General features: G+C 29.9%; 14 protein-coding genes. 4 read left to right on the top strand and 10 right to left on the bottom strand.

From position 1 onward, the window contains the following. Position 1: 1 nt before the first annotated feature. The 4 genes from Spiro2_RS03440 to Spiro2_RS03425 all read right to left on the bottom strand — a co-directional run bounded on the left by Spiro2_RS03440 (position 2) and on the right by Spiro2_RS03425 (position 1,963). Positions 2 to 874 carry a substrate-binding periplasmic protein gene (locus Spiro2_RS03440; RefSeq protein ID WP_338637070.1) on the bottom strand — a complete coding sequence of 291 codons (873 nt, stop codon included), beginning with the start codon at positions 872 to 874 and terminating at the stop codon, positions 2 to 4. A 62-nt stretch (positions 875 to 936) separates the two neighbouring features. Next, positions 937 to 1,083, bottom strand: a complete 147-nt coding sequence (locus Spiro2_RS03435) for a hypothetical protein (RefSeq protein ID WP_338637068.1) — start codon at positions 1,081 to 1,083, stop codon at positions 937 to 939. Between the two features lie 230 nt (positions 1,084 to 1,313). Next, on the bottom strand, positions 1,314 to 1,745 hold the full coding sequence (locus Spiro2_RS03430) for a hypothetical protein (protein ID WP_338637066.1): 432 nt from the start codon (positions 1,743 to 1,745) through the stop codon (positions 1,314 to 1,316). A gap of 11 nt (positions 1,746 to 1,756) precedes the next feature. Beyond that, complete coding sequence (locus Spiro2_RS03425) at positions 1,757 to 1,963, bottom strand: chemotaxis protein CheB (protein ID WP_338637064.1); 207 nt, start codon at positions 1,961 to 1,963, stop codon at positions 1,757 to 1,759. A gap of 403 nt (positions 1,964 to 2,366) precedes the next feature. Between Spiro2_RS03425 and Spiro2_RS03420 the strand changes: the two genes are divergently transcribed. From Spiro2_RS03420 to Spiro2_RS03405, 4 genes are all read left to right on the top strand, one after another. Next, entirely contained in the window at positions 2,367 to 3,005 is a 639-nt protein-coding gene (locus Spiro2_RS03420) for a globin domain-containing protein (RefSeq protein ID WP_338637062.1), read from the top strand. Between the two features lie 520 nt (positions 3,006 to 3,525). Then, the gene (locus Spiro2_RS03415; protein ID WP_338637060.1) at positions 3,526 to 3,897 is read left to right on the top strand and encodes a response regulator; all 372 of its coding nucleotides are present in this window, start codon (positions 3,526 to 3,528) and stop codon (positions 3,895 to 3,897) included. Positions 3,898 to 4,011: 114 nt separating this feature from the next. After that, positions 4,012 to 6,249, top strand: a complete 2,238-nt coding sequence (locus tag Spiro2_RS03410; protein ID WP_338637058.1) for a heavy metal translocating P-type ATPase — start codon at positions 4,012 to 4,014, stop codon at positions 6,247 to 6,249. Between the two features lie 116 nt (positions 6,250 to 6,365). Further along, entirely contained in the window at positions 6,366 to 6,752 is a 387-nt protein-coding gene (locus Spiro2_RS03405; protein WP_338637056.1) for a hypothetical protein, read from the top strand. 4 nt (positions 6,753 to 6,756) lie between these two features. Here Spiro2_RS03405 and Spiro2_RS03400 read toward each other — a convergent pair whose 3' ends face one another. Genes Spiro2_RS03400 through alr form a run of 6 tightly spaced genes read right to left on the bottom strand, consistent with a single transcriptional unit; the run spans position 6,757 to position 12,373 of the window. Next, positions 6,757 to 7,722: an LPP20 family lipoprotein gene (locus Spiro2_RS03400; RefSeq protein WP_338637054.1), complete on the bottom strand. Its 966-nt coding sequence runs from the start codon at positions 7,720 to 7,722 to the stop codon at positions 6,757 to 6,759. Between the two features lie 4 nt (positions 7,723 to 7,726). Continuing rightward, positions 7,727 to 8,362 carry a hypothetical protein gene (locus tag Spiro2_RS03395; protein ID WP_338637052.1) on the bottom strand — a complete coding sequence of 212 codons (636 nt, stop codon included), beginning with the start codon at positions 8,360 to 8,362 and terminating at the stop codon, positions 7,727 to 7,729. Positions 8,363 to 8,409: 47 nt separating this feature from the next. After that, positions 8,410 to 8,706: a hypothetical protein gene (locus Spiro2_RS03390; RefSeq protein ID WP_338637050.1), complete on the bottom strand. Its 297-nt coding sequence runs from the start codon at positions 8,704 to 8,706 to the stop codon at positions 8,410 to 8,412. A gap of 6 nt (positions 8,707 to 8,712) precedes the next feature. Then, positions 8,713 to 9,984 carry a tRNA guanosine(34) transglycosylase Tgt gene (gene tgt, locus Spiro2_RS03385; protein WP_338637751.1) on the bottom strand — a complete coding sequence of 424 codons (1,272 nt, stop codon included), beginning with the start codon at positions 9,982 to 9,984 and terminating at the stop codon, positions 8,713 to 8,715. A gap of 2 nt (positions 9,985 to 9,986) precedes the next feature. Then, positions 9,987 to 11,159: a tRNA preQ1(34) S-adenosylmethionine ribosyltransferase-isomerase QueA gene (queA, locus tag Spiro2_RS03380; RefSeq protein ID WP_338637048.1), complete on the bottom strand. Its 1,173-nt coding sequence runs from the start codon at positions 11,157 to 11,159 to the stop codon at positions 9,987 to 9,989. Beyond that, positions 11,156 to 12,373: an alanine racemase gene (alr, locus tag Spiro2_RS03375; RefSeq protein WP_338637046.1), complete on the bottom strand. Its 1,218-nt coding sequence runs from the start codon at positions 12,371 to 12,373 to the stop codon at positions 11,156 to 11,158. The genes queA and alr overlap by 4 nt, the downstream gene beginning before the upstream one ends. Positions 12,374 to 12,505: the final 132 nt, after the last annotated feature.

The raw sequence follows: 12,505 nt of genomic DNA, 5'->3' as shown, positions 1-12,505 counted from the left end.
TTTATTTAACATACCCTTTTTTTGGCAAATTGGTATATTTATAATAGTCTTTAAACAATTTATTTAAATTAATTTTTTTAATTTCTTCATCTAACCTTTTTTTTAAAATACTTCCATTTTTATCATTTTTAACAGCCAAACTCGCATCAAGCTCACCATCAAGCAAAGAGTAATAAATATTATTTATTTTTAACTGTTTGATAGTTGTCATAGACGAAGCTCGTTCAAAAAGAAACGCATCAATTCTTCCAGCTGAAAGCATTTTAAAAAGATTTTCAATTGTTCCTTCTTTAAAATTTTTTATAGGAATATCAAACATATTTCCAAAAAAATCCTTGTTTCCTAATGGAGTTCCAATTATAGAAATTTTTTTTAATTCATTATTTTTAATATTAATTGGCTTAGTCATATATAAATCCAAGCATGTAGGTATATAAAAATCAAGTTCTTGAGCAAAAGTATAAAATTCTTTTGTTTCTTTATTTTTTGGTGTATGACCAATTAAGTCCAATCTTCCTTTTTTTAACTCTTCCGAAGCTCTACTATAAGTCATAATCTGAATATCAAATTTTAAATTTGATTTCTTCTCAATTTCTTTAAGAAGTTTAACTGTATATCCAGAATTTTCATCTATAATTAAGGGAGGCATTGGTTCTAAACCGACTTTAATCTCTAAACAGTAAATTTTGAAATTAATAAAAAATAATAAAATAATTATTTTAAATAATATTTTTATATAGTACATATAGCTCCTAATTAATTTATATACCGTTGCATTTTTATAAATTATAACATCAAACCGTTCTGAAAGTTGAATTAAACTTTCTGCACCACCAAGTATTAAAATCCTTACGGATATATAATGTTTCATCATATTGTATGCCAATTTCATTTTCAATCAATGAAGAAAAATATTTAAATACACCTTCATTTATATTATCCATTTTTCTCAATATCCTTCCCTAAAACCGTATTAATTTTTCCTAATAAAATATCATTCGTAAATGGTTTCATAATGTAATCATTTTCGCCCTTATCTAGAACTTCAATAATATTATCTAAAGAATTTTTTGAGGTCATCATTAAAATTATTTACTCAGGTCTTTCTTGTTTTAATAATGATAAAACCTCAATAACCGAAAGTTCTGACATTTCCAAATCTAATAAAATTAATTCTGCATCAAAACTATAATATTTAACTACTTCAACATTTTATCGACAATTATAGGCATGCAAAAAAGTGATATTTAACTTGCTTAACGTATCATATAACACATTATGGATTGACTTTGATTCATCTACAACTAAAAATTTCATAGATAATTATTCCTTTTCGTAAGGTTATTCATAAGTTGTTTTAATAGATTTTTTGATTCTTCATTTATGTCTAATTCATTTTGAGAATTTTTTAAACTTATGCAATAATTATTTATAATAATTATTGCCATATGAATTGTATTTTTTATTTTTTTAATATCTTTTTTAGAATTTTTATTAATATTTTTTTGAATAAATTTAATCATAAATACAGAAATTTCTAAAATTTTTTCTTCAATAAAATCTGAATTTTCATTTTGCTGATTTAATAAAACTTTCAAAAAATCATCATTTGAAAGAACACGTAAATCATATATAAGCTCTGTATTAGAAGGTTGGCTTTTAAGTTGAATTAACATTGCTTCAACAACTTGATCAGTGCTCAATAAATTTTGTTCAATTGAATATTCAGCAAACGAAAGGCTCACAACCTCCTCCTTTATTGAATCAGCTGAACCAAATACTTGGCACACTCATCTAAATTTTCCATACGGTCATATGCGCCCACACCAAATACCTCTGCTGACATACCCCATACTGTTGATGACATTTCATCTTGAATAATAACATGTCCTTGCACAGATTTGATGGCTTGAGCCCCTTCTTTGCCATCTTCACCCATGCCGGTAAGATTAAATCCACGCATTTGTTTCGATATATTTTTGCTATCGACTCAAATAAATTATCCACATCTGGGCGCAAACTTCTTTCTCAAATCCATTTCTTCTATATAGGCAATATTTTGTATAACTAATCCAAAATTTCTTGACATTCGTCAAAATATTCCATCAACGTTAAATCTTTAATTTAATTAGTTTTAGTCATCTAAAAATTTTCCCAAAATTATATAAAATATTAACCAATTATCAAGTTAACGCATCAGTTTATTTGATAATATTATTTAACCTTAGTAAAATCGTCGTTTATTTAAATATAAATTAACTTTATGCCAATTCTTTAAACAGTGAATTTTATTCCCTCACTTTTAATATAGTAAATGATTAGTTTATATAAGAAGCCTATTCTTTAATTTTACAGAGGAATTAAAAATGAGTATTGATATTACTTTAATAAAAGAATCTTTTGAAATAGCAAAACCAATTGGTGGACAAATAATTAATAGATTTTTTGAAAATATATACCACGATTACCCAATGATTAAAGAAACATACTTTCAAGATGAATCAGTTTTGTTAAAAGAGTCATTTCTTAACTTTTTAATTAATATAGTTGACTATCTAGACAAACCAGATTTATTGAGTACATACCTTCAAAAAATTAGTCAAAATTTAATTAGCTATAAAATTGAAGCGAGTTACTTTGACTACGGGATGAACTCAATTTTAAAAACATTTTCGCAATTTTTTGGTAGATCTTGGAATGAAAAATTAAGTAAAGAATGGACTGAAGTATTTCAATTTATCTCTCAAACCCTAAAATCTTGTTCACAAATCAAAATAGAAAAAATTCAAGATGATATTCAAAAAAATCCTACTCAAGTAACCAATGCAATAAAAGTAGAAATTCCATTCTTAACTGATGATTTTAAAAAGTATATTCAAAATGCGGTAAAAACTGTAATTCTCAAACAACTTAAGATCGAAGTCCAAAAAACTCTTCAAGAAGAAATGCAAGAAATTGAGACAATGAAACCAGAAGAGTTGATAGAAAGAGCACTAAGAAATTAAATTTTTATTAAATTTTTATCATTCGATAAAATTCTTCGCTGTTGAGCTGGTACTTTATGAAATATATCTATGAATGACCCCACAATTGAATTCACCCTTACAGGTAAAAGTTTTTCTATTTTAAATAATATTTCACGACTTGCTACATTCATATAGGGAATAATAAAACTCAAATCACAATAAAGAAGACTTATTGGAGAGTTTTCCGTTATTCCAAAAAACTCATCAAATGTGAGTTTACTATCCAGTATTTCTTTATTATCATCTATAAATTAGCTCAGCTTATTTATGTCTCAAAAATTATATTGCAAAGTAAAAATTATAAATCACATCCTTATATAATATATGCATTAATATTTTCATCCTCATTTTTTATAAAGTCAATATTGATAAATCTAATGTCAAATATTTTTGTATATTTTTTGAATTTCATGTAGTTTATGATTTATAATAGTAGGTGCGTTTGTAAAAAACAATACTATCCTAAGTTTTGCATATTTACTTCAATCAAGGTGGACATATGACCAGTAATAAGATTCTGATTGTCGATGACGCAAAAACAATACGTCAACAAGTCAATTTTACGTTGGTAAAAGCCGGGTTTGAAGTCATTGAAGCGGTTGACGGTGTTGATGGAATCGCCAAATTAAAAGAAAATAAAGATATTAAAGCAATTATTAGTGATATCAATATGCCAAACATGGATGGCTTTCAAATGGTTGCCTCAATAAAAGGGGATTCTTCACTAGCACAACCTCCAATTCTAATTTTAACCACTGAAGGCGCCAACGATATGATTCTTAAAGCAAAACAAGCTGGCGCAAGTGGCTGGATTGTGAAACCTTTTAAACCAGAAATTTTGGTTGAAGCCGTAAAAAAACTTATTGGGTAATTTTTTTTATTATTAATCACTTTTCTTTACTCCACTTCAATATGTGTATTCTTGCATAAAAATTAATTTCAAGTTAACTTTTAATTTTTATAAATTATATTCTTGAGGTTTTTTATGAACCAAAATGAATTATCGACATATACATTTATAATTTCTGGCGCTCACTGTATTGATTGCACAAAAAAAATTGAAACTGTATGTAAAAAAATTGATGGGATAAAAACAGTTTTATTTAATTTTAATAAATCAGAGCTCACAATTTTTATTATAAAAAATACAAATGCATTAACAGAAGTTAAAAAAATTCTAATATCTTTAGGATATACTATTTCTGAAGTTAAAATATCAAATAATAGTAAAAATAATTTAAAAAATATTGGCTTAATTTTTAGAAAAAAAATACACAAAAAATTGTTACACAAAATTATAAAAATTAACAATTATAATCAAAATGCTGACAACCAAAAATTACATTTGCACGACCATTCAAATCATAGTGAACATTCACACTGGAAAGGGATTTTAATACTATTTACTTTATTATTATTTGCATTTATTTTAGAACAATTTAACAATAAATTTGGTTATATTTCTTTTATTTGTATTACATTATATGGACTTTTTCCAACTTTAAAAAAAGCATTAACCCAAATTAAATATAATTATATTTTTAGCGTAGAAACACTTATAAGTATTTCATCTCTTGGCGCCATATTTATTGGTGCAGCCAAAGAAGCTGCAACTGTTATTATTTTATATTTAATTGGCGAAACACTCGAATCACATACAACCAACCGCGCACGGAAAAGTGTTCGCTCTCTTCATTTACTACTACCTGATAAATCAACTATAAAAAAAGAAAATGGAAAAATTGAAACAATTGCTACAAACCAAATTAAAATTGGCGATCTCATTGACATTAAACCAGGAGAAAAATTGCCCACCGATGGCATTATTATTTCTGGAACAAGTTACATTGATGAATCTCAGTTAACCGGAGAGCCAGTCCCCGTTTTTAAAAAAACTTCTGATAAAGTAAGCGCCGGTTCATACCCTGTAGATGGAAATCTATTGGTTAAAGCCACATCAACAGGATTCGATAACACCGTCACGCAACTTGTTCGGCTCATCGAAAATGCTCAAGCTTCAAAAACAAGAATAGTTAGAAATATCGAAGCTTTTAGTAGGATCTATACACCTATCATTCTTTTAATTTCAGTTTTAACTGCAATTATTCCACCAATTATATTTGGTGAAGACTTTATAACATGGATTTACAAAGGTCTCGCTGTCCTACTAATTGGTTGTCCCTGTGCCTTAGTGATTTCTACTCCGTCTGCTATTTCTGCGGCAATCACAACTGCTTCTAAACTTGGTATTTTTATCAAAAGCGCTGCATCATTAGAAGCCATTGCAGAAACCAAACAGATCGCATTTGACAAAACAGGAACTGTTACGTATGGAAAATTAAGTATACAAAAAATAGTCGCATATAAGTACGATGAAAATAAAATTTTACAACTTGCAGCTTCAGTCGAAAATAAATTTACTCATCCCATAGCCCAATCAATTGTGACTGCAGCAAATACAAAAAATATTGAAATACTTTCTGTTAGTGATGCTAAAAATATTGCAGGAATTGGTGCAACAGCTAATATTGCAAATAATTCTTATTTACTTTGTTCCTTTAATTATTTTTTGGATTTAAAAAATAATTATAATTTTGATGAAATTAAAACTCTACAAAATGAAGGAAATAAAATTGTTATTATTCTTGAAAACAAAGAATTAGCTGGAGTTATAGTTTTAATTGATAAATTAAAACCCGAAGCGCCTTTTACAATTAAAAAATTAAAAACTCTCGGGTACAACTCAATTATTCTAACAGGAGATAGCAAAGATTCTGGAAATATACTAAAACAAGAACTACAAACAGAAGTGTTAGCAGAACTACTTCCAGAAGATAAAATGAAATATGTGCGAAATATAAGTTCCCAAGAACCAATTATTATGGTGGGAGATGGTATTAACGATGCTCCTGCACTTGCTGCAGCCAAAGTAGGAATAGCGATGAATAGCGGGTCTAATGTGGCGATTGACACTGCAGAAATTGTAATAATGAATAATAATATTAATGCAATTATCGATACAATTATAATATCAAAAAAAACAATTTATAATATAAAACAAAATATCTCTATTGCAATAGGTTTAAAAATGTTTTTTTTGATAATAACGATATTTGCTAATACTCCATTATGGTTAGCTATTTTAGCAGACACTGGAGCAACTTTGCTTGTTACCTTGAATGCATTAAGACTTTTATTAATAAAACCAAATTCGGTATCATGATTTTACCGCAAAAGTCCGATTGAAAGTTAGCTAACAGGAAGGAGAAACATATGTATAAGAAATTATTATTAAATGTTTAATAATTTGTTTAAATCTTGGATAAAAATGGTAAAATCATGATAAAAAAACTTTATTTAATAATATTAATATCTTTCGTTTTGTTTTGCAATAATAAACCCTCATTCGCCAGTTATACATACATTATTTGTGCAGATAAACATAAAAACTGGAATTGGCTAGAAGGTATCATATCAGATGGTTTCTGGATAAAGAAACATGTTAAAAGTAATTTTTTTTCAAATCATTATGTTTTAAAAGAAGGAATAGAATATTATAAATTTTTACGAGAAGAATGTAAAAATCAATTTGGCAATGATTTTATTTACCCACAACCAAGCTTTCATTCATTTTCAAACTGGACTGTATTTACAGATAAAGACGGAAATAAATTTCCTGGGCATGAAACATTGATATACAATTCTGATAAAATACCTAGAATTTAAATAGTTAATCTTTTTGCAAACGGCCAACACACGAAGAAATTGCGTCTTGCGAAGTCATTTGAGTGTCCATAATTGCTTTACAACTATAAATTTTTTGAAATTTCTTTTGCTTTCCAGAATACGCATCAGCAAGACAGCGTATTTCAGCAATTTTATCCTCAGTTCCTGGGATTTTTAATCCTGCTTTAAACTTGCAATTAGCCAAAATTTTACGAGAAGTATTATTGCCCTTTTCTGCCACTTTAGAATTCATAATTTTCACATTATCTTCTTCTAAAAGTCGTAGCAAATCTTCTTGAAATTCATTGGTTAATGCTTGATCTTCAATAATTAAAACATATTGATCTTTTTCTGCATTTTTCGCCACAGCATTTATAAGATCTCGAAAAGAATTATCAAAAGTTATATTCGAGCAGCCTTTATAAATTTTACACAATTCTAAATCCGATTCACAACTTGTTTGATAATTATTAATAAAATCTTTAGCAGTTTCAATAGCATTTGCCAACACCTCTTCGGCTTTGGCATTTTCAATAGATTTTTTAAGAGAATTTGCCTTATTAAAAGTTATTGTCAATTTTTCTGCAAGTGAATTAATAAAAAAATCTTTATCCAAGGTAACAACGGTTGAAAATTTATTTTCACCAGAGCATCTTTTTAAAATTTTTGCGCCTATTAATATTTCTTGAACAACAGATTTAGTATTTGAAGATAAATTAGAATTAAAATTATTTTCTTCAACAGTAGAAGTCGCACTTACTTTTTGTCTAATTTGTCTTGCTAAATCTATTTGAGCATTTTGATCTGCTTCAAACTGTGTCTGACCAGAACCATAACCAACAAAAGAATTGTTATTTTTTGTCTGCAAATCGGCTAAACTAGAACATGCATCCGTTTGCGAATACAGTTGCCCATGAAATACAATAAAGCAAAAAAACATAAATACACGTTCTGTAACTTTAGATAGCATTTACTCATTCTCCTTTAGAAGAAGAATCAGAATCTTTTTTGCCTACGCTATCAATAAAAGTTTTTTGTGCTTCAAGAAGTTTTTTACGTATTTCTGGATTACCACCAGATGATCCATTAATAGCATCTCGCATTTGTTTATCAAGAACACCTTTATCTATATTAACTTTTACTGCACACATCAGTTTTTTAACTGGACGCATACCAGAATCATCTGATTCCATAGTTTGTTCCCAGTAAGTTGTTGTTACTTTTGCTCCAGAAATATTACCTTGAGACAAAAATGCGGTTAAAGATGAATAAGAAGGATCTGAACTTGCATTTAAATCTTCAACTTGTCCAGAACTCGTTACAGAGTTTTTAATGTACTTCATCATTTCTGCTAAAGCTTGGGTACGAGCAATTGACACACATGAATCAGGCCTTGCGGAACCATTTAAATTAACTTTATGAATAAATATAACATTGCTTTGTTCTTCTAATAAAATATTTGAGTTTAAAACCCATTCTGGAGTTTTTAGGTTATTAATTGAATTTGCAATGACTTCTTTTTTTACAAAATTAGAAGACGTACACGATTGTATAATCAAAAGTAAAGATGCAGCCGCATATTTGCTGTTATTAAAAAAATTAATCTTCATAATTAAACCTCATCAAAATTTTAAACTAGGAGGGATTGTAACTTTATTTAATGCTTTTCGCAAATAGCTTTTTCATAAATAAAATTGGGTTTTTCAAGGATTGAATTTTGAATAAAATAAACAGTTGTAAATGTAAAAAAAATCCCTAAACCAGAAATAAGCACGCCCCCCAAAAAACCTAACCAAAACCACCAGGGTTTTATTTCATTTTTATGATCAATTTTATTTTTTGAGGTTTTAATAATGTCATTTAAAAAATCTTGAGTTTCATGGGCACCGATGAAAACACGCAAAGGTTTCTCATAACCTTGTTTTGATTCATTATTTTGCTTAGCGTTTCCCATGACTGGCTAGCTCCCAGGTGCATAATCGCCTCTAATTCTCTTTACTTGATCAAAGATATCCCCAGAACGAATAGCTTCTCTTAGCTCAGACGTCAGATCATAAAGAAACTGTAAGTTATGAATCGACAATAAGCGAAAAACTAAAAGTTCTTCTGCAACAAAAAGATGACGCAAATAAGCTCTAGAATAATTTTTACACGTATAACAGGAACATAAAGAATCTAAAGGGGCTTTGCTCATTTTATGAATTGCATTTTTTATTTGAATTTTCCCTGTAGCAGAAGCAGATGAACGAACAAAAACACTCCCATTGCGTGCATTGCGTGTTGGCATGACACAATCAAACATATCAACACCCAATAAAATTGCGTCAATCAAATCGTCTGGCGCGCCCACTCCCATTAAATATCGCGGTTTGTTATCGGGCATCCAAGGTATTGTAGCAGACAGCAAACGCCTCATCTCTCGTTTTGATTCGCCTACAGAAAGTCCGCCAATTGCATACCCTTCAAAATCATTTTCAATTAACTGCAAAACACTTTGAACGCGGAGATCGCCATACATCCCACCCTGCACAATACCAAATTGCGCACGATTTTGTTTGTTGCGAGCGAGGCGGGCTCTTTTTGCCCAGCGCATTGATCGTTGCATGCTTGATAATGCTTCTTCGTAAGTTGCTGGATAAGGAGTGCATTCATCCAAAACCATTTGTATATCAGAGTCTATATCTTCTTGAATAGCAACAACCTTTTCAGGAGTTAATGTTACTTTTGCGCCATTAATATGATTTGCAAACGTAACACCTTCTTCTGTTAACTTTCTAATTTTTGCTAAACTCATAACCTGAAAACCACCACTATCGGTAAGAATCGCTCCAGGCCAACGCATAAATTCGTGCAGCCCATTAAATTCTTTCATGAGCTCCATCCCTGGTCTTAAATTTAGATGATATGTATTACCTAATATAATTTTATAACCTATTCCATAAACATCTTCTGGAGAAAGAGATTTGACACTTCCTAAAGTGCCAACTGGCATAAAAATAGGTGTTTCAATTTCAATATCTCCAAAAGTCATTTTTGTGATTCTAGGTCCAACTTGCTTAACACGCTGAAGATCTTCATTGCGAGCAATACCTTTAGACAAAACCTGATTAAATTCTTGCTCAAAATCAGATGATTTTAGATTTTCGGTATCAAAGTGACCAGACCAAAATTCTGGAGATAAGGGAAGAGATTTAATTTTTTTAAAATTGATAAGATTGCGTTGAGAAAACATCACTAATTTTGTTCTCCAAAAATAAGAAGGCTAGAATCACCATAACTAAAAAAACGATATTTATTTGTAATCGCGTAACTATAAAATTGCTTCCAAAATTTCATTCCCATTAATGCTGCAATCAGCATTGCAAGAGTACTTTCTGGCTGATGAAAATTTGTAATAATTGCATTACCAATTGTAGGAACAAAAATTGAATTTTCATTTTTAGGGTGAATAAATATATTTGTTGTATGCCATTTATCAGAAAATTTATTTAAGTTATTCTCTAAATGATTTATATTTTTATTATTTAAAATAAAATTTTTACCCAATTCTAAGTTTAACAATTGAAAATAACTTTCTACAGCTCTTAATGAAGTTGTACCTACAAAAACAATAGGCCAACCGTTACTTAAATATTTGGATATTTTTTTAATTGTTTCTTGAGATATAAAATAATATTCTTGATGCATTTCATGAGATTCAATATCTTCAGATTTTACAGGTAAAAATGTTCCTAAACCCACATGCAAAGTAACATAAGAAAGTTCAATTCTATTTTCTTCACATTTTTTTAATATACTTGGTGAAAAATGCAGACCTGCTGTAGGAGAAGCAGAACTTCCCACATGATTTATGTTAGAATAGACTGTTTGATAACGGTCTTTATCAAGCTTACTATAATTAACAATTTTTTTAGGATCTCTTTGAATATAAGGAGGTAGTGGCATTTCTCCATATAAATCAAGAATTTCATCAAGAGACATATTAGCAATTATAGAAACTTTTGGCGGATTTAAATGACTTATTTCAAATAAAGCAATATCTTCTTTAAGATCAGCATACAAAATTTCGCCAATTTTTAATTTACTTTGCGGCCTTAATAAACAACTATAATGCGTTTTTTCTCCTCTTTCTAAAAAAAACACTTCCCCCCGACCACCCGAGCTTCTTTTGATTCTCACTCGTGCAGGATAAACTCGAGAATTATTAGCAATTAGCAGAAGTTTTGCATTATTTTTTTGTAACTGAAACTCATGATTTAAAACTTCATCTAAGTTTTTAAACATACAATCAGCAATAGATTTATTTTTTGCATTACAAACAAGAAGTCGACTTTCATCGCGATTTGCTAAGGGAGTTTGAGCAATAAGCTCTTCTGGCAAATCATAATTAAACAATTCTTTTTTCACGAATCTACAACCATTCTTTTAAGATGAGCACCTATACGGGTCACAATTTCGTAATTAATTGTTTGTGCCCATTCAGCAATTTGATCGACTGTAATCGATTCTTTGCCGCTTTTTCCAATTAATGTTGCAATAACCTGGCGAGAGTCATCTTGCGTTACATCAGTTACGTCAACAACAATATGATTCATCATCACACGTCCTAATATTTTGCAACGAACTCCATCAACCAAAACATAGCCTTTATTAGAAAGCAATCGAGGATAACCATCAAAATATCCAACTGGAAAAAGCGCTGCAATCAGATCTCGTTCAGCACGACAGGTACACCCATACCCAATATAACTGCCCGATTCTACTTTTTTTATACTTTGACTCTGACATTTCCATGTAAGGGCGGGGATTAACCTTGGTAATTCTGGTAAAATAATTTTTGTAGACAATTTTGTTTCAGGAGAAGGCCACAAACCGTAGATTGAAATCCCAACTCTGGTTAAATCATATCGTGAAGCAGGAATGATCATAGTCGCAGAGCTCTGGGCAATATGCTTTTCAAGTTTATACGATAAATTTAGTTTTTTAGTAATAATTTCGAATGCTTTATCTAATTTGGCCATTTGTTCTATCGCATAGGATTGATCTGTCACATCTTCCGTGTTTGCAAAATGCGACATCACCCCTTGCGCATGAAACAAAGAAGCATGCTTTACTAAAAATTCAAGCTTAGACCCAAGCTCAGAAAGTAAAAATCCTTCACGCGTCAAACCTGTGTCAACATGAACATGAACTTTTAACGGTCTGTATATATGCCCTCGCTCTTTCTCAGACCGCAGTAAACGAGGAATAAAATTCTCCCATCCTGCGTCTGTAATTGTCACTTCTATCACTTTCATTGCGCAAATAGCAGCTTCTTCAGCAGTGATACTGCCCAAGACAACCACTCTTTTTTGTACAAGCTCATTGTCTTTTTCAAATTTTCTAATTTTAAATGCGTCAACTGGGCTAATCACAAAAATAAGATCAACATAATCATGTAAAATTTCAAGACTTTGTAAAAAGCCGTGCCCATAGGCATTACCCTTTAATACGCATCCTAAAAGGATGTGAGGCGGCAAAACTCTTCTAAAAGTATTGATATTATTGACAAAAGCTGACCTACTCAACTCGAGCCATGACGAATTTTCTGCAAACTCAATTAAATGAGTAGATTCAACCATTTCCAACTCCTCCAACTTGTATCAAAGAGTTTCAAATTCAATTGAAGCATTGAACATAATTACAATTATAATAGTTTTCAAATTTTAATAACAACGCTATGGAACAAAAACTTTACACCGATATAGATAATG

This window comes from Spirobacillus cienkowskii, from assembly GCF_037081835.1.
GTDB classification, from domain to species: Bacteria; Bdellovibrionota_B; Oligoflexia; order Silvanigrellales; family Silvanigrellaceae; genus Silvanigrella; species Silvanigrella cienkowskii.
This window is presented reverse-complemented; position numbering and strand designations above follow the sequence as displayed.

Bases quoted from the DNA above. Each gene is read 5' to 3' on its own strand.
- Spiro2_RS03435 (WP_338637068.1), bottom strand. From the start codon at position 1,083: ATGATGACCTCAAAAAATTCTTTAGATAATATTATTGAAGTTCTAGAT.
- Spiro2_RS03425 (WP_338637064.1), bottom strand. From the start codon at position 1,963: ATGCGTGGATTTAATCTTACCGGCATGGGTGAAGATGGCAAAGAAGGG.
- Spiro2_RS03440 (WP_338637070.1), bottom strand. From the start codon at position 874: ATGATGAAACATTATATATCCGTAAGGATTTTAATACTTGGTGGTGCA.
- tgt (WP_338637751.1), bottom strand. From the start codon at position 9,984: ATGTTTTCTCAACGCAATCTTATCAATTTTAAAAAAATTAAATCTCTT.
- Spiro2_RS03395 (WP_338637052.1), bottom strand. From the start codon at position 8,362: ATGAAGATTAATTTTTTTAATAACAGCAAATATGCGGCTGCATCTTTA.
- Spiro2_RS03415 (WP_338637060.1), top strand. From the start codon at position 3,526: ATGACCAGTAATAAGATTCTGATTGTCGATGACGCAAAAACAATACGT.
- alr (WP_338637046.1), bottom strand. From the start codon at position 12,373: ATGGTTGAATCTACTCATTTAATTGAGTTTGCAGAAAATTCGTCATGG.
- Spiro2_RS03420 (WP_338637062.1), top strand. From the start codon at position 2,367: ATGAGTATTGATATTACTTTAATAAAAGAATCTTTTGAAATAGCAAAA.
- Spiro2_RS03390 (WP_338637050.1), bottom strand. From the start codon at position 8,706: ATGGGAAACGCTAAGCAAAATAATGAATCAAAACAAGGTTATGAGAAA.
- Spiro2_RS03405 (WP_338637056.1), top strand. From the start codon at position 6,366: ATGATAAAAAAACTTTATTTAATAATATTAATATCTTTCGTTTTGTTT.
- Spiro2_RS03410 (WP_338637058.1), top strand. From the start codon at position 4,012: ATGAACCAAAATGAATTATCGACATATACATTTATAATTTCTGGCGCT.
- Spiro2_RS03400 (WP_338637054.1), bottom strand. From the start codon at position 7,722: ATGCTATCTAAAGTTACAGAACGTGTATTTATGTTTTTTTGCTTTATT.